Origin of the sequence: uncultured Martelella sp., from assembly GCF_963677965.2 — a bacterium.
In the GTDB taxonomy this organism is placed as follows: domain Bacteria; phylum Pseudomonadota; class Alphaproteobacteria; order Rhizobiales; family Rhizobiaceae; genus Martelella; species Martelella mangrovi.
The window spans coordinates 3,646,863-3,663,555 of record NZ_CAXXFM010000001.1 but is presented as its reverse complement, the minus strand read 5'-3'; the positions used below and the strand labels follow the sequence as shown (position 1 = coordinate 3,663,555).

The window sequence follows — 16,693 nt, the reverse complement described above, 5'->3', positions numbered from 1 at the left end:
GAGGAATTACCACATGGCAAGACAACCCAAGATCACCTTCATCGGCGCCGGCTCCACGGTTTTCATGAAAAATATCATCGGCGACGCCTTGCAGCGCCCTGCCCTGAAAGATGCAAGAATCGCGCTGATGGACATCAACTCGGAGCGTCTTGCCGAAAGCGAGATCGTCGCCGGCAAACTTGCCAAAACGCTCGGTTCGAAAGCCGTGATCACAACGCACACCAATCAGCGCGAAGCGCTGGACGGTGCGGATTTCGTCGTCGTCGCCTTCCAGATCGGCGGCTATGAACCGGCCACCGTCACCGATTTCGAAGTACCGAAGAAATACGGCCTGCGCCAGACGATTGCCGATACGCTTGGCATTGGCGGCATCATGCGGGGCTTGCGCACCGTGCCGCATCTCTGGTCGATCTGCGAAGACATGATGCAGGTCTGCCCCGAAGCCATCATGCTGCAATATGTAAACCCGATGGCGATCAATACCTGGGCGATTGCCGAGAAATATCCGAAGATCAAACAGGTCGGACTTTGCCATTCGGTGCAGGGCACAGCCGGCGAACTGGCCCGCGACCTCGACATTCCATACGAGGAAATCCGTTACCGCTCGGCCGGCATCAACCACATGGCATTCTTCCTGAAATTCGAGCATCGCCAGAAGGACGGCAGCTACCGCGATCTCTATCCCGATCTCGTGCGCGGCTATCGCGAGGGCCGGTTCCCCAAACCATCGGGCTGGAACCCGCGCTGCCCCAACAAGGTGCGCTATGAAATGCTGACACGGCTCGGCTACTTCGTCACCGAAAGCTCGGAGCATTTTGCCGAATACACCCCCTATTTCATCAAGGAAGGCCGCGAAGATCTGATCGAGAAATTCGGCATTCCGCTGGACGAATATCCGATCCGCTGCGTCGAGCAGATTGCCAAATGGAAGGATCAGGCGGAGGAATACAAGAAGGCCGATGAGATCAAGGTCGAGCAGAGCAAGGAATATGCCTCGTCAATCATGAATTCGGTATGGACCGGTGAGCCGTCCGTCATCTACGGCAATGTCCGCAACAATGGCTGCATCACATCGCTACCGGAAAACTGCGCAGCCGAAGTGCCCTGCCTTGTCGATGCCTCCGGTATTCAGCCGACCTATGTCGGCGATCTCCCGCCGCAGTTGACAGCGTTGATCCGCACCAACGTCAATGTGCAGGAACTGACGGTGGCAGCACTGGTCAACGAAAACCGCGAACATCTCTATCATGCCGCGATGATGGACCCGCACACGGCCGCCGAACTCGACCTCGACCAGATCTGGTCACTCGTCGACGACCTGCTGACCGCCCATCACGACTGGATCCCGGAATGGGCGCGGACTGCCTGACGGAAGCAGTCCGCCTGAATGAAAATGCCCGCGCTTTCGCATGGGCATCCCTGACTGCTGAAAAAGCTCGTCCCTCGTTCTTCCGTCATACCGGCCTTGAGCCGGTATCCAGGGCCACTTGCTGTGCGCTTCCAGAAAGAGTCTTTGCGCGCAAGGACTTGCGCTTACTAGATTCCGGCTCAAGGCCGGAATGACGGCGGGGGAGATAGGCAAAGCTGTGCTTGCTTACAAGGCTTGTCAACAAACCGAAATGCCCGCGCTTTCGCACGGGCATTCCCATTTTCAGAACTGATGCAAAGGCTCAGGCGAAGGCGGCGACAGTGCGGCCTTCCTGCACGGCTTCGGCGACGACGCGGGCGGTCTGGCGGGCCAGAACGATTTCCTCGTCGGTCGGGATGACGCGGACTTCAACGCGGCTTTCCGGGCAGGAAATGATTTCCGCACTGGCATTGTTGGCTTCATCGTCGAGCTGGACGCCAAGCCATGCGAGGCGTTCGCAGATCATCTTGCGGATCACCGGCGAGTTTTCGCCGATCCCGGCACTGAAGACCAGCGATTCCATGCCTTCCATGGTAGCGACCATGATCGACAGCTCACGGCAGGCGCGGAACACGAACAGGTCGATTGCCTTCTTGGCGTTTGGGTCATCGCTTTCCATCAGCACGCGCAGATCGCCGGAGATACCCGAAACGCCCAGTAGACCCGACTTGTAGTAGAGCATGTTCTTGATTTCGGCGGGCGAAAGGTTTTCCGCCTCCATCAGCGTCAAAACCAGGCCCGGGTCGACGGTGCCCGAGCGTGTGCCCATCATCAGGCCGCCGAGCGGCGTCAGGCCCATGGTCGTGTCGATCGCCTTGCCGTTGCGCATGGCGCACATCGACGAACCGCTGCCGAGATGGGCAACGACCGTGCGCTTCTTGACCAGATAATCCGAGATCTCGCGCAGCCGGTCGGCAATGTATGTATAGGACAGGCCGTGGAAACCGAACCGGCGATAGCCCTTGGCCTCGTATTCCAGCGGAATCGGATAGCGCGCGGCGCGCTCGTCGATATTGACGTGGAAGGCCGTGTCGAAACATGCGACCTGCGGGAGGTCGGGACGGATGCGACGGAACAGCTTGATCGAGGCAAGGTTGGCCGGCTGGTGCAGCGGGCCCATGGGGATGAGTGTCTCGAGATAGGAGACGATTTCATCGTCCAGAAGAACCGGATCGGCGAATCGACCGCCGCCGTGGAGCACCCTGTGCCCGACCGCCTGAAGCGGTTTGTTGACCGTGTAGGGCTTGATGACGCCGAAAATCCGCTCGAGCATGTCTTCCTGCATGTGTTCCCCGATCTCGAGGTCCATATTGCAGATTTCCTTGCCGCCGGCTTCCTTGACAACAAGGCGGGGATTTTCGTTTACGCCGTCAAACTGTCCGCGCAGGACAAGAGTGAAAATATCGCCATCAACTTCGTAAAGTCGGAATTTGAGGCTGGATGATCCGGCATTCAATGCCAGTACTGTGCCATTCATAATCGCTATCCAGAAATGGTGTGCGCACCGCCCTGGGAGGTGGCGGTGCGCAGGCTTCGTTAATTTGGATCAGCCCTTGGGATAAGGCCATTTCCAATCGAGAATCTCCGGCATGTCTTGACCATGCTCGCGGACATAATCGTGGTGTTTTGCGCGCATTTCCTTGAGATAGTTCAATGCGGCTGCACCTCTTTCACCAAATCCACCGGCACGTTCAATCGCATCCATGGCCAGATGGTAGCGGTCGAGACGGTTTTGGACAACCATGTCGAACGGCGTCGTCGTCGTTCCCTCTTCAACATACCCACGAACGTGGATGTTGTTGTGGTTGTGACGGCGGTAGGCCAGGCGGTGAATGAGCCAGGGATAACCGTGATAGGCGAAGATGACCGGCTTGTTGTCGGTGAACAGTGCATCGAAGTCGGCATCGCGCAGGCCGTGCGGATGTTCTTCCTTCGGCTGCAGAGCCATCAGGTCGACGACGTTGACAACCTTGACCTTCATTTCCGGCAGCTTCTGACGAAGAATGTCGACAGCGGCCATCATTTCCAGGGTCGGAACGTCACCGGCCGAAGCCATCACCACATCGGGCTCTTCGCCATCCGGCACATTGCTGGCCCACTTCCATTCGCCAAGGCCGGTATCGCAATGCACGATCGCTTCTTCGATCGACAGCCATTGCGGCTGCGGCTGCTTGCCGGCAACGATGACGTTGACGCGGTTATAGGTCTTCAGAATGTGGTCACCGACAACCAGAAGCGTGTTGGCATCCGGCGGGAAGTAGGTGCGGACGACGTCGGCCTTCTTGTTGACGACGTGGTCGATGAAGCCCGGATCCTGGTGGCTGAAGCCATTGTGGTCCTGACGCCATACATGCGAGGTCAGAAGGTAGTTCAGCGACGAGATCGGCTTGCGCCACGCCATATCCTGCGTGGTTTTCAACCATTTTGCGTGCTGGTTGAACATCGAGTCGATGATGTGGATGAAGGCCTCGTAGCACGAGAACAGACCGTGGCGGCCCGTCAGCAGGTAGCCTTCCAGCCAACCCTGGCACAGATGTTCACTCAGAACTTCCATGACACGGCCGTCGCGGGCAACACCTTCGTCATAGTCGAGAATGTCGGCCATCCAGACGCGATCGGTCACGTCGAACACATCCTGCAGGCGGTTCGAAGCGGTTTCGTCCGGGCCCATCAGGCGGAAGTTGCGTTCGTCGGCATTCAGACGCATGACCTCACGCAGCAGCATGCCAAGATGCTTGGTGGCCGAGGTCATTACGGCGCCCGGCTGGCTTACGTCGACCGCCAGCTGGCGGAAGTCGGGCATGACCAGTTCCTTGCGCAGCAGCCCGCCATTGGTATGCGGGTTTGCGCTCATGCGCAGATTGCCTTCCGGCGCAAGCGCCTTCAGCTCGGGAACCAGCTTGCCGTTTTCATCGAACAGCTTTTCCGGGGCGTAGCTCTTCATCCAGTCTTCGAGCTGGCTTCTGTGATCGGCGTTCTGGCGGGCTGCCGAGATCGGAACCTGGTGCGAACGCCAGAAGTCTTCAACCTTCTTGTTGTCCACGAATTTCGGACCGGTCCAGCCCTTCGGGCTCCTGAGGATGATCATCGGCCAGCGCGGCATTTCGTAGACCGTGCCTTCGGCGCGGGCAGCCTCCTGAATTTCGCGGATGCGCGTGTAGCAATCCTCCATGACCTCGGCCATGCGCTGATGCATGTATTCCGGCTCATCGCCTTCCACGTAGAAGGGCTCGTAGCCATAGCCCTGGAACAGGTCGGTCAGGTCCTTCTTGCTCATGCGCGAAAGAACCGTCGGATTGGCAATCTTGTAGCCGTTCAGGTGCAGGATCGGCAGAACCGCGCCGTCATTGATCGGGTTCAGGAACTTGTTCGAATGCCACGAAGCGGCAAGCGGACCGGTTTCGGCTTCACCGTCACCGACAACGCAGGCAACGATCAGGTCGGGATTGTCGTAGGCTGCACCGAAGGCATGAACGAGCGCATAACCCAGTTCGCCGCCTTCATGGATCGATCCGGGCGTTTCCGGTGCGACGTGGCTCGGGATGCCACCGGGGAACGAGAACTGCTTGAACAGCTTCTGCATGCCCTCTTCGTCTTCGGTGATTTCCGGATAGATTTCGGTATAGGTGCCGTCGAGATAGGCATTGGCAACGAGACCGGGACCACCATGACCGGGGCCGCAAATATAGATCGTGCTGGCCTCGTATTTCTTGATGATGCGGTTCAGGTGGACATAGATGAAGTTCAGTCCGGGGGTCGTGCCCCAGTGGCCGAGCAGGCGCGGCTTGACGTCTTCTTCCTCGAGCGGTTCCTTCAGCAGGGGGTTGTTCATCAGATAGATCTGACCAACCGACAGGTAATTGGCCGCCTGCCAGTATCTATTCGTCAGATCCAGTTCTTCCGGCCCCAGAATATTCTGGGTGCTATCAGGCGTGATCTGTTCCATGTCGATTCCCCTTTTCGAAATCAAATTGGCGTTTAAATCGATTTGCTATATCCCTCGTACCGGTTTGAGATCACATGACCTAAATCAACCGGAGCGCCACGGATCGCTTTTTACGGCCATCTGATCCGAAGGATTTCGCCAGCTCAGCGGGACGGTAAATGTAAGCGCCCACTATGACATAACTTTTGTTTCAGCACTTTCAAAGGCTTGACGTTTGTAAATTTTCTCTGCCCAATTTTATAGCGTCAACCGTGACAAACGTTTGGCATGGCGAAAAAATTTCGACGAAAGCACGAAAAGCCGTAAATCTGCGATCCACTCTCGACGGCACGCCGCCGATCTGGCATTTGCAAAGCAGGCTCCGGCGGCTTTACGCTGCCGCGCAATCGTATGAAACACGCCGTGATCAGCATCCGGCCAACCTTCCGGTTTGAACGACAATGTCCGATACCAGCACCTCTCCCAAACCCGTTCACGTCATCGGCGGCGGCCTTGCCGGCTCCGAAGCGGCATGGCAGATCGCCAATCGCGGCGTTCCGGTGATCTTACACGAAATGCGCGGCGTCCGCGAAACGGCGGCACACAAGACCGATGGGCTTGCCGAACTGGTCTGCTCCAACTCGTTCCGCTCCGATGATGCCACCAGCAATGCCGTCGGCGTCATCCATGCCGAAATGCGCATGGCAAATTCGCTGATCATGGCCTCAGCCGATGCCCATCAGGTGCCCGCCGGCGGCGCGCTGGCCGTCGACCGCGTCGGGTTTTCCGACGCTGTGAGCGAAAAGCTTGCCGCTCATCCGCTGGTCACCATCGTGCGCGAGGAAGTCACGGCGCTGCCGCCGGAAGACTGGGACCAGGCCATCATCGCCACCGGACCGCTGACGGCCCCTGCCCTTGCCGAAGCGATCAGCGCGAACACCGGCAAGGAAGCACTTGCCTTTTTCGATGCCATCGCACCCATCGTCTACCGTGACACGGTCGACATGGATATCTGCTGGTACCAGTCGCGCTACGACAAGGTCGGCCCCGGCGGCACGGGCAAGGACTATATCAACTGCCCGATGAACGAGGCAGAATACAACGCCTTCATCGATGCGCTGATTGCCGGCGACAAGACCGATTTCAAGGAATGGGAAGGCACGCCCTATTTCGATGGCTGCCTGCCAATCGAGGTGATGGCCGAACGCGGCCGCGAAACACTGCGCCACGGCCCGATGAAGCCCATGGGCCTGACCAATGCCCACAAGCCGGACGAAAAGCCCTATGCGGTGGTGCAGCTTCGTCAGGATAACGCACTCGGCACGCTCTACAACATGGTCGGGTTTCAGACCAAGCTGCGCTACGGCGCCCAGAAGGACGTGCTGAAGATGATTCCCGGCCTTCAGGAAGCGGAGTTCGCCCGCCTCGGCGGCCTGCACCGCAATACCTATCTGAACTCGCCGACGCTGCTCGACGCTACGCTGACGCTCAAGGGGCGGCCGGGTCTCAGGTTTGCCGGACAGATCACCGGCTGCGAGGGCTATGTGGAAAGCGCCAGCATCGGCCTTCTCGCCGGGCGATTCGCCGCAGCGGAACGGCTTGGGCAGGCCCCGGTGGCACCGCCGCCGGAAACCGCGCTCGGCGCCCTGCTCGGCCACGTCACCGGCGGGCACATTGCCCATGAAGAAGAAGGCGGAAAGCGCTCGTTTCAGCCGATGAACGTCAATTTCGGCCTGTTCCCCGAGCTGGAACCCGGCGCGCTGATCGATCCCGAGACCGGCAAGCGGCCGCGCGGGAAAGCCAAATCATCGGTAAAGAAGCAGCTTGTGGCCAAACGCGCGCTGGAGGCCTGCAAAACCTGGGTCGACGGCTGACGCCGGCCCTCCCCTTGTCAGCGGGCGTTCAGCATCCAGGTTGAAACGTCCGCGGCATCCTGCTCGCTGCGGAAATGATAATTTCCGCTGAAGAAATCGTTTTCGGGGTAATCCACCTGCAGGCCATTGGCCTCCGGCAGCGCGCGCAGACGATAATCGCTCTGACTGACGATGATGGCCTGGCCCTTGCCGCGCCGGGAGCGATAAATCCCGACCTTGCCGTCCGACAGTCTGAGAAAGAAGGTCTCGATCTCGGTATCGCCAATGACCGCGGCGACATTCGAATCGGGATAACTGCGGCTGAATTCGCGGCTGGCCCATCCATTGGCCTCGTCTACCGAGAATTCATCATCCGGTTTTTGCGCCTTCGCGCGTCCGAAAATGTAGTAAGCAGCAATGGCGACGGCCACAGCGATCAGAAGCCAGACCCAAGTTTCCATTCACGCCCTTCCTCTCCTGATGCGGCACGCAAATAATCGCGACTGCATAAACGAATCCAAAGGGTGAATTCCGCGAAACTGGCCGGGAAACAGGCCTTAGATCCGATATTTCAGCGTGAGCATGCTCATCAAATTTTGCGAAACAGTAAAGAGCGCATCATCAGGAGCTGCCTCTTCCACTGGGCCGGCCGTATCTCTTCTTCGAGGATAGCTTCACCCAGTTTTTCAGCCTTTACAAGAATGTTCTCACAGACTGACATAGGCAGATATGCCGGTGCAAGTGTTTTTGCAATACGGCCGGTTTCCCTGAATTTCGCCAGATGCGACCGGCCGAAGGACGCAAAAGCGCGGATCGCATTGCCGACTCGCGCACGGTCGCTGGCAATCAGAAAGCTTTCCCGATCCAGCCCCGTGGCCGCCAGAATTTCGGTCGGCACGAATACCTGTCCGGCAGTCCTGTGGCGCGGCAACAGCAGCAGCGATCCGGCAACAGCCTGCGCAACACCGGCATGACCGGCGGCGTCTGCATGGGTTGCCGCAGCCTTCGGGTCCAGCACGAGGCTCGCAAGCTGGATCAGGGCCGAGGCGGTTTCACCGGCATAGCCTTCGAATTCCGAAGTCGTGCCCATCGGATCGTCATAAAGATCGAAAATCCGCGCTTCGGTCATGCGGATCAGCGGCTCGCGCGGCAGATGGAAGTTGTCGATGGCCGCAAGCAACGCCGAGGCCGTCGGGTTCGCCTCGGTCGAACCGTGACCGGCGCCTTCGAGAAGATCGCGCCAGTATTGCAGCCTCACCTCGCCCGGCAGCGGCTCGCTGACCCGTTCGCGCACACGCGCAAGCTCGGCATTGAACACATAAAGTGCTGCAAGCGCACCGCGCCGGTCGGCCGGCGAAAGCAACGCTGCCAGATAACGGTCACGATCCGCTTCACGCAGTTCGGACAGCAGCAATCCTTCAGTTTCGGCGTGATCCGCCACGACACATGCTCCAGTGTTCTGCAAGTCCGTGAAACAAAACGGCCCGCTTTTTCACACGGCAATCAGCGCCGCGGCAACGGCACGCGATTCTCCAAGCAGGATATTATAGGTCCTGACCGCAGCGCCGGTATTCATCGGATCAGCAACGATCTTCTTCGCGCGCAGAGCCTCACGCAGGGGCTTGGGCAGGATCACCATGTCGAGACCGGTTCCAACCAGCAGAACCTCGATCTCGTCAGCCTGATCCAGCACCCGCTCGAACGCGGATATCGTCATCTCCTCCGGCGTGGTCACATCCCAGCCGTGAATGCCGGACGGCACGCACAGCAGCGATCCGCGATGTGACATGTCGGCAAAGCGGAACCCGCCATTGCCGTAGGTGTCAATCGGCGCGGTCCCGGGAAAATGCGCCTCGCGGATTTCGATGCCACGCGCCATTGGATCAGATTCCCGTCACGGTTCCGCGTTCTTCCGGCGCGTCTTTCTCCGCATCCCTCTTCTGGAATGTATCGGGCCGCAGCTTGAAGGCGATCAGGATCGGCGCTGCGATATAGATCGACGAATAGGTGCCGATCGCCACGCCGAACAGCATCGCGAAGGTGAAGGACCGGATCACCTCACCGCCGAACAGATAAAGTGCGGCCAGTGCAAGCAATGTCGTCAACGCGGTCAGGATGGTTCGCGACAGGGTATGGTTGATCGAGATGTCGAGCAACTCCGGCAGCGGCATCTTCTGATACCGCCTCAGATTCTCGCGTACGCGGTCATAGACCACCACCGTATCGTTCAGCGAATAACCGACGATCGTCAGCACCGCGGCAATACTGGTGAGATTGAACTCGACCCCCGTCAGCACGAAGATACCGATGGTCAACAGCACGTCATGCGCGGTCGCGATGATCGCGCCGACGGCAAACTGCCATTCGAAGCGGAACCAGATATAGATCAGGATCGCGATCAGCGAGGCCAGAACGCCAATGGTCGCAGAGCGTGACAGCTCGCCGGAAACAACCGGGCCGACAACTTCGACGCGGACGAAATCATAGCTGTTTTCCAGTGTACTGCGGATTTTGGAAATCGCACTCTGTTCGGCATTGGCGCCGCCATCCTGCGCCTGAATCCGGATCAGTACATCCTTGTCGGACCCGAACCCCTGCGCCTGCACAGCGCCGATATTCAGGCCGTTCAGGTCTGTACGGATCTGGCTGATGTCTGCCGGGCCCGATTTCGATTCCACCTGCACGACCGAGCCGCCGGTGAAATCGATGCCGAGATTCATGCCATGGGTTCCGAAACCGATGACGGAGGCAACAACGAGAACCGCCGACGTGATGAACGAAATCCTGCGGAAATTCATGAAGGAGAAATTGATGCCGTCGAACATGCCCGTGCGAATGCCCTTCGGCAGTTCTTTCGGACGGCGGCGACGGACCCATTCGGAAATCATGAAGCGGGTCAGATAGAAGGCGCTGAAGATCGTGGTCAGGATACCGATGGCCAGCGTGATCGCAAAACCGCGCACCGGACCGGAACCGAGGAAAAACAGGATCACGGCCGCAATCAGCGTGGTCAGGTTGGCGTCGATAATGGTTGCGAATGCCCGACGGAAACCGGAATCAACGGCCTGAACGACACTGCGGCCATTGCGCCGCCGCTCTTCGCGGATGCGCTCATAGATCAGAACGTTCGAGTCGACCGCCATACCGATGGTCAGCACGATACCGGCAATACCGGGAAGCGTCAGTGTCGCGCCGATAATGCTCAGGAGCGCGATCAGCAGCACGATGTTGAAGAACAGCGCGATATTCGCGACCACGCCGAACATGCCATAAAACGCGACCATGAAGATGACGACAAGGGCCGCACCGATCACCGAAGCGAGAACACCGGCACGGATCGAGTCGGCACCAAGGCTCGGCCCGACGGTGCGTTCCTCGACCACCGTCAGCGTGGCCGGCAGCGCACCGGCGCGCAGCAGCACGGCAAGGTCGTTAGCGCCCTGGACCGAGAAATTACCGGAAATCTGGCCCGAACCACCAAGGATCGGCTCGTTGATCACCGGCGCCGAGACGATCTGATCGTCGAGCACGATGGCAAAAGGCCGGCCGACATTCTGCTGGGTTGCCTGGGCAAACCGCTGGGCCCCGCGCGAATCGAAACGGAAGTTGACGACCGGTTCATTGGTACGCTGGTCGAAGGCCGCCTTGGCGTCGACCAGATCCTCACCGGAAATCAGCGCCCGCTTTTCGATCACATAGGGAACCGGCGGATCATCCATCGAATAGAGCACTTCGTCGCCTGCCGGCGGCCGGCCTTCGATGGCGTCCTGCGCGTTAACCGTGGTATCGACCATATGGAAGGTCAGCTTGGCGGTCTTGTTCAAAAGCGCCTTCAAACGCTGCGGATCATCGAGACCGGGCACCTGAACGATGATGCGGTCATCGCCCTGTCGCTGGATCAGCGGCTCGGTGGTGCCGAGCTCGTCGACACGCCGGCGGATAACCTCGATCGACTGCTGCACGGCCGAGCGCATGCGATAGTCGATACCGGCTTCCGTGAGCGAAAGCTGGATCAGACCGTTTTCGTCGTCGGAAATACTGACTTCCTGAAACGTGCCGCCGTTGAGCGTCCCGGCATTCACGGTTTCGGCCAGAGGCATAAGCGCCTCTTCGGCGGCGGCATACTGATCGGGATCGGTGATGCGCACCTGTGCCGTCTCGCCCGAACCGGAAAGACCGGTGTAGCGCACCTGCGCCTCGCGCAGATCGGCGCGAACATCGTCAACCAGCGTATTCAGGCGATCGGTGACAATGTCGGAACGATCGACCTGAAGCATGATGTAGGAACCGCCCTGCAGGTCGAGACCGAGGGTGACCTTGCTGTCCGGCATCCATCCGGGAAGTTTTGCCAGCTGCTGGTCGCTGAACAGGTTCGGAACGGCAATCACCACCCCCAGCACCACAACAAGCCAGATGAATAAGGTCTTCCAACGGGAAAAATACAGCATGAAGGTCTCGGTTCGTCGGTTTTCACGAAGCAGGCGACACCCTTCAGGCATCGCCCCGTCTGTTTGTCAGCCCATCAACCGGCACGGTCAGTCCCGGCAGTGCATGCACCAATGCAAATCCGGCCCAATCCCGCCTTTTTCAGGGCGACACCGGACCGTTTGCAGTCTCATCAGCTTTTTGACTTGGCGTCTTCAGTCTTGACCGGCTCGCCCTTGACGCGAACATCGGACACATAGCTGCGCATGATCCGGGTGCGGACACCTTCGGCGATCTCGACTTCCAGCTCGCTGTCATCGACAACCTTGGTCACCTTGCCGACGATACCGCCGCCTGTGACCACCTGATCGCCGCGGCGAATGGCAGCCAGCGTTTCCTGGCGCTTCTTGGCCTGGCGGCGCTGCGGGCGGATCAACAGGAAGTACCAGATCGCCATCAGAGGCACGAACAGGAAGATCATTTCGAGACCCGATCCCATCGCGCCTGCGCCGCCCGCTGCCTGGGCATAAGCCGTGCTAAACATGTCGTTCAAAACTCCTCAAACCATAAACGGGGCTCACGCCCCTCGGATGTGTCGCCGGTATATAGTCGGAGGCCAGTTCAATGCAACAATAGCGGCAAAAACAAGCGTGCTTTTTGGGGTGAAGCGACCTTTTTACCAGCATTTCGACCTTGCAAGGGCGGCAAAAACCGAAAAGCTGTGTGCCCAAAAGACTGCTTTTCGAAATCAAGGGAGTAGAAATTGGGAAAAAAATCCACCGATGCGCTGATCGCGGAAGTCAGAAGACTCGCCGATGCGCTGGAACGCATGGGGCCAACCCCGGCACGCGAAAGCGACCTCGATGCTGCCGACTGTTTTGTCTGGAAACCGGAGGCCCGCTACCTCGCGCCGGTCGGCAAGCCGAGCCGCGTCACCCTGTCTCTGATCCACGGCGTCGATCACGTGCGCGACATTCTCTATGACAACACCCTGCGTTTTGCCGAAGGCTTTCCCGCCAACAATGCGCTGCTGTGGGGCGCGCGCGGCATGGGCAAATCATCGCTGGTCAAGGCGATCCATGCCGAAATCGTGACGAATCCGGCGATCAAGCTGAAGCTGGTGGAACTCTACCGAGAAGATATCGGTTCGCTTGGCGACCTTCTCGACATCCTCAAGGCTTCGCCATACCGGTTCCTGCTGTTTACCGACGACCTTTCCTTCGATCACGACGACGCTGCCTATAAATCGCTGAAGGCGGCGCTGGATGGCGGCGTCGAGGGCCGGCCGGACAATGTCCTGCTTTACGCCACCTCAAACCGCCGGCATCTGATGCCGCGCGACATGATCGAAAACGAGCGCTCTACCGCCATCAATCCGTCGGAGGCGACCGAGGAAAAGGTCTCGCTGTCCGACCGTTTCGGCCTGTGGCTCGGCTTCCACAAATGCAGCCAGGACGACTACCTCGCCATGATCGACGGCTATGCCGCCCATTTCAAACTGGATGGGGATGCCGACGAACTGCACGCCGAAGCCCTCACCTGGGCAACCACCCGCGGCGGCCGTTCAGGCCGGGTTGCATGGCAGTTCGTGCAGGATATCGCCGGCCGCCAGAGGAAGCATCTGTCGCTTTGAGTGGCCGGGAGGAAGCCATTGGCGCTTGTTCTAGAATGAGAGCACGGGCTGGAGACAATGCAGACGCAAAGGCAGGCCGGAAAGGCCTGCCCCAGACTGCTGACAAAGCTCGCCCCGCTCTCCTTCGTCACCCTCGGGCTTGACCCGAGGGTCTAAGCACGCATGAACGCGACAAGCGTATCGGGTAAAAAGTCAATTTCAAACAAATCATTACGGACCACCAACGCCGCTCGTGCTGAGCGGTGGTTAGATCCTCGGGTCAAGCCCGAGGATGACGTCCGTAAAAAGGATAGGCTTGTCAACAAACCGAGGCAGGCCTTTCCGGCCTGCCCGTTTTTCAATTTCAGCCGTTGAGGTAAGGCATCGGGTCGACGGCCTTGGTGTTGTCGCGAACCTCAAAATGCACCATCGGGCGTGTTGCCTTGCCGGTCATGCCGGAGGTGGCGATCGTCTGACCGCGCTGAACGCTGTCGCCGCGCTTGACCGTCAGTTCCTCGGCATAGCCGTAGACTGTCACGCGGCCATCGTCATGGCGGATAAGGATCGCATTGCCGTAATCGGAAAGCCCGTCATCGGCATAGACCACAACACCGTTTTCAGCCGCCTTGATCGGCGTGCCCTGCGGCACGGAAATATCGATACCCTCGCTCAGATCGTCGCCATAGGGCTGGCCGAAGCCGACCACGACAGCGCCCTTGACCGGCCAGCGATAGGTGGCAATGCCGGTCCCTTGGGGAACATCTTCACCGGCATCGCTGCGCACGGCGACATCCTCGACGACAACCTCGTTTTCAGCCGCCGGCGGCTGGTAGGGTTTCGGTTTTTCCGTTTCCGCTGCCGCCGTCTGCTTGGGCGCAGTCTGCTGTTGCTGCGGCTCGGCCGTTGCGGTCTGAACCGGCGTGACCGGCTGGGCGGGTGCTGCACCGCCGGTCGGGATCTGCAGTTTCTGGCCGATCCGGATATTCGCGGAGGTCAGCCCGTTGGCAGCCTTGAGCGAATCAACCGTCACACCGTTTTCCTTGGCGATGACATAAAGGCTGTCGCCGCTCTTTACGGTATAGACATTGCCGCTTTCAGGCGTACGGCCATCGCCGCTCTGCCCGGCCGCAGTGGGAGCAGTCGCGCCGCCGGAAGAGGTGCTCTGGCGTTCGCGTGTACTGGTCGTGCTCGGCAGCACGGCAACGCGCTGATCGGGCTTGTCGGTCGGAGCCGGCGTCGGCGAGGCGGGCGGCAGGCCTTGGGTCTGCGCGGTCGCCTTGGCAGCCGAGGTCTGCGGAGAGACCAGCGGCACAAGCAGCACCTGACCGGGACGGACCTGCGAGGCGCTCGTCAGGCCGTTCAGCCGCAGAATATCCTGCTCGGAAGAGCCGTTGCGCGCCGCAAAGGCGGAAAGCGATTCATCCGAGCGGATCATCACCCGCTTGGTGGCGACATCCTGCGTGCGCGACGGCAGATTGCTCGGCGCGCCGACATTTGCCTGCTGCTGATTGTAGGTCGTCGACGGATTGGCGGGCTGTGCCAGAGCCGCAGTCTGGACGGGGGCCGGCGTCGTCGCCATCCGGGCACCGGAGCCTGCCGTTGTCGCGGTATTGATAGGCTGTCGGTTGACCACGGCGGAACCGGCGTTCTGCGACTGCTGCGCCTGATAGCCTCCGTTTCCGACATTCGCCGGCGGCACCATATACTGGTACTGCGGAATTCCGGAAACCGATCCTGTTGTCATCGTATCGGGTCCGCGGCCAAGCCTTGCGCTCTCCGAGCTACAGCTTGCGACCATGATCGCCAACGCCGAAACGAACAGAATACGTTGTGTTGCCTTGCCGCCTTCCGGCACACCTGAAATACGCATGAACCGACCCTGTACGCTTGAACTAAGTACTGCACCGGTTTTAACCACAACAGAGTTACCGTGCGGTTAAAGCCCGAACGACAATGCAGAAAATCAATTCACCAGGCATGACGGGATGCGGTCGGCGCAGGTATCAAAAGAGCGCACACGCCCTGCGGCAAAGCGCCTAGAGCGCCTTGGAAAGGCCGCGCTCGACGGCAAGATAAGGAACCTCAAAAAGATCCTCGCGCTCGAAACGGCTGCCGATCCGCGTCATCCGCACCATCAGCGGCGGCGCGCCCTCACGGATCAGCGGCGCCATGATGACGCCGTTGGAAACCAGTTGCTCGACGCGTGCGCGCGGTATTTCGGGCAGCGCCACGGTGTACAGGATGCGGTCGAAGGTCCCCTCGCCGCTCAGGCCCTCACGGCCGTCGGCCTGGCGCACCACCACGCTTTTCAGACCCAGATCAGCCATGCGCTTGCGGGCAAGGTCGGCAAGCGTGCGGTAGCGCTCCACCGTCAGCACCCGCTCGGCAATCCGCCCCATGATCGCGGCGGTGTAGCCGGAGCCGGTGCCCACTTCCAGAACGCGCTGGCCGGGCTTGACCTTGAGGATATCGACAAGCCGGATCGCCAGATCCGCGCCTTCCATGAAAGCGCCGCATTCGATCGGGATCGACCGGCCGGTATAGGCATAGGGCGTCATGTGGGACGGTGTGAAGGCGGTGCGCGGCGTCGTTTCCACGGCCGACAGAAGATCGAGATTGGTGACGCCGCTGGATCTCAGCCGCATCACCAGGGCGGCAAACCCCTCACGTTCCTGAAGCTTCGTCGCCACCGTTCGACCTCGTCATTTATGCCAGCGCTGCAGCGATCCTGTCGCGAACCGCGTGATCGGTCAAGTCGAGCTTCAGCGGTGTCACCGAAACATGGTTTTCGCCGACCGCATTCAGGTCGCAGTCCTCGGCAAACGCACTCAGGCGTTCGCGGAAGGTCAGCCAGTAATAGGGCAATCCACGGCCATCGGTGCGTTTTTCGACCGAAAGGCCGGATTCAAGCTTGCCCTGTGCCGTAACCCGGACACCTTCAACCGCATCTGGCGCGCAATAGGGAAAGTTGACGTTGAAAAACGTGCCTTCCGGCAGTTCCAGCGGCAACAGCTTGCGAATCAGCGGCAGCGCGTATTGCTCGGCAACCTCCCACGGAAAATGCCGGCCATTGTCATAGCGGCCCGCCTGGCTGAGCGCGATCGAGCGCACGCCCTGCAGCGTGCCCTCGATGGCCGCGGCGATGGTGCCGGAATAGGTGACGTCATCGGCCATGTTGGCGCCGGAATTGATGCCGGAGAGGATCAGGTCCGGCGCCTCCGGCAGCACTTCGCGCACGGCCATGATCACGCAATCCGTCGGCGTGCCACGCAGCGCGAACTGTTTTTCACCCATCTGGCGCAGCCGAAGCGGCTCCGACAGGGTCAGCGAATGAGCAAGGCCGCTCTGGTCGGTTTCCGGCGCAACGGTCCAGACATCGTCGGAGAGTTCCGCAGCGATTTTCTGAAGCACGGCAAGGCCCGGCCCGTGAATGCCGTCGTCATTGGTCAGCAGAATACGCATTGTCGCCG

General features: G+C 59.8%; 13 protein-coding genes. 3 read left to right on the top strand and 10 right to left on the bottom strand.

What is annotated here, in order from left to right; genetic code table 11:
• The first annotated feature begins 13 nt into the window (after positions 1–13).
• Complete coding sequence (locus ACHZCU_RS17080; RefSeq protein WP_319519698.1) at positions 14–1,369, top strand: alpha-glucosidase/alpha-galactosidase; 1,356 nt, start codon at positions 14–16, stop codon at positions 1,367–1,369.
• A gap of 301 nt (positions 1,370–1,670) precedes the next feature.
• Here ACHZCU_RS17080 and ACHZCU_RS17075 read toward each other — a convergent pair whose 3' ends face one another.
• Together ACHZCU_RS17075 and ACHZCU_RS17070 are read right to left on the bottom strand one after the other, a co-directional pair.
• Positions 1,671–2,885, bottom strand: coding sequence for an acetate/propionate family kinase (locus ACHZCU_RS17075; RefSeq protein WP_106301074.1), 1,215 nt, complete (start codon positions 2,883–2,885; stop codon positions 1,671–1,673).
• Positions 2,886–2,954: 69 nt separating this feature from the next.
• The gene (locus ACHZCU_RS17070) at positions 2,955–5,354 is read right to left on the bottom strand and encodes a phosphoketolase family protein (protein ID WP_319519697.1); all 2,400 of its coding nucleotides are present in this window, start codon (positions 5,352–5,354) and stop codon (positions 2,955–2,957) included.
• 440 nt (positions 5,355–5,794) lie between these two features.
• Here ACHZCU_RS17070 and trmFO point away from each other — a divergent pair, with 440 nt between their 5' ends.
• Positions 5,795–7,207, top strand: a complete 1,413-nt coding sequence (trmFO, locus tag ACHZCU_RS17065; RefSeq protein WP_319519696.1) for a methylenetetrahydrofolate--tRNA-(uracil(54)-C(5))-methyltransferase (FADH(2)-oxidizing) TrmFO — start codon at positions 5,795–5,797, stop codon at positions 7,205–7,207.
• Positions 7,208–7,224: 17 nt separating this feature from the next.
• Here the strand turns inward: trmFO and ACHZCU_RS17060 are convergent, their stop codons facing one another.
• From ACHZCU_RS17060 to yajC, 5 genes are all read right to left on the bottom strand, one after another.
• On the bottom strand, positions 7,225–7,647 hold the full coding sequence (locus ACHZCU_RS17060) for a hypothetical protein (protein WP_106301084.1): 423 nt from the start codon (positions 7,645–7,647) through the stop codon (positions 7,225–7,227).
• A 128-nt stretch (positions 7,648–7,775) separates the two neighbouring features.
• Positions 7,776–8,627: a phytoene/squalene synthase family protein gene (locus ACHZCU_RS17055; RefSeq protein WP_319519695.1), complete on the bottom strand. Its 852-nt coding sequence runs from the start codon at positions 8,625–8,627 to the stop codon at positions 7,776–7,778.
• 51 nt (positions 8,628–8,678) lie between these two features.
• Positions 8,679–9,065 (bottom strand): Mth938-like domain-containing protein, encoded by a 387-nt coding sequence (locus tag ACHZCU_RS17050; protein WP_106301090.1) that lies wholly within the window; start codon positions 9,063–9,065, stop codon positions 8,679–8,681.
• Between the two features lie 4 nt (positions 9,066–9,069).
• Positions 9,070–11,634 carry a protein translocase subunit SecDF gene (gene secDF / locus ACHZCU_RS17045; RefSeq protein WP_319519694.1) on the bottom strand — a complete coding sequence of 855 codons (2,565 nt, stop codon included), beginning with the start codon at positions 11,632–11,634 and terminating at the stop codon, positions 9,070–9,072.
• Between the two features lie 170 nt (positions 11,635–11,804).
• Positions 11,805–12,155 carry a preprotein translocase subunit YajC gene (gene yajC / locus ACHZCU_RS17040; protein ID WP_106302072.1) on the bottom strand — a complete coding sequence of 117 codons (351 nt, stop codon included), beginning with the start codon at positions 12,153–12,155 and terminating at the stop codon, positions 11,805–11,807.
• Between the two features lie 219 nt (positions 12,156–12,374).
• Between yajC and ACHZCU_RS17035 the strand changes: the two genes are divergently transcribed.
• Positions 12,375–13,244, top strand: a complete 870-nt coding sequence (locus ACHZCU_RS17035) for an ATP-binding protein (RefSeq protein ID WP_319519693.1) — start codon at positions 12,375–12,377, stop codon at positions 13,242–13,244.
• A gap of 343 nt (positions 13,245–13,587) precedes the next feature.
• On the opposite strand, the gene ACHZCU_RS17030 is transcribed toward ACHZCU_RS17035, so the two are convergent.
• The 3 genes from ACHZCU_RS17030 to surE form a co-directional block, all read right to left on the bottom strand.
• A complete protein-coding gene (locus ACHZCU_RS17030; protein WP_319519692.1) occupies positions 13,588–15,093 on the bottom strand; it encodes a peptidoglycan DD-metalloendopeptidase family protein in 1,506 nt (501 codons plus the stop codon).
• Between the two features lie 166 nt (positions 15,094–15,259).
• Positions 15,260–15,913 (bottom strand): protein-L-isoaspartate(D-aspartate) O-methyltransferase, encoded by a 654-nt coding sequence (locus tag ACHZCU_RS17025; protein WP_106301099.1) that lies wholly within the window; start codon positions 15,911–15,913, stop codon positions 15,260–15,262.
• Positions 15,914–15,929: 16 nt separating this feature from the next.
• Positions 15,930–16,685: a 5'/3'-nucleotidase SurE gene (gene surE / locus ACHZCU_RS17020; protein ID WP_319519691.1), complete on the bottom strand. Its 756-nt coding sequence runs from the start codon at positions 16,683–16,685 to the stop codon at positions 15,930–15,932.
• Positions 16,686–16,693 lie beyond the last annotated feature (8 nt).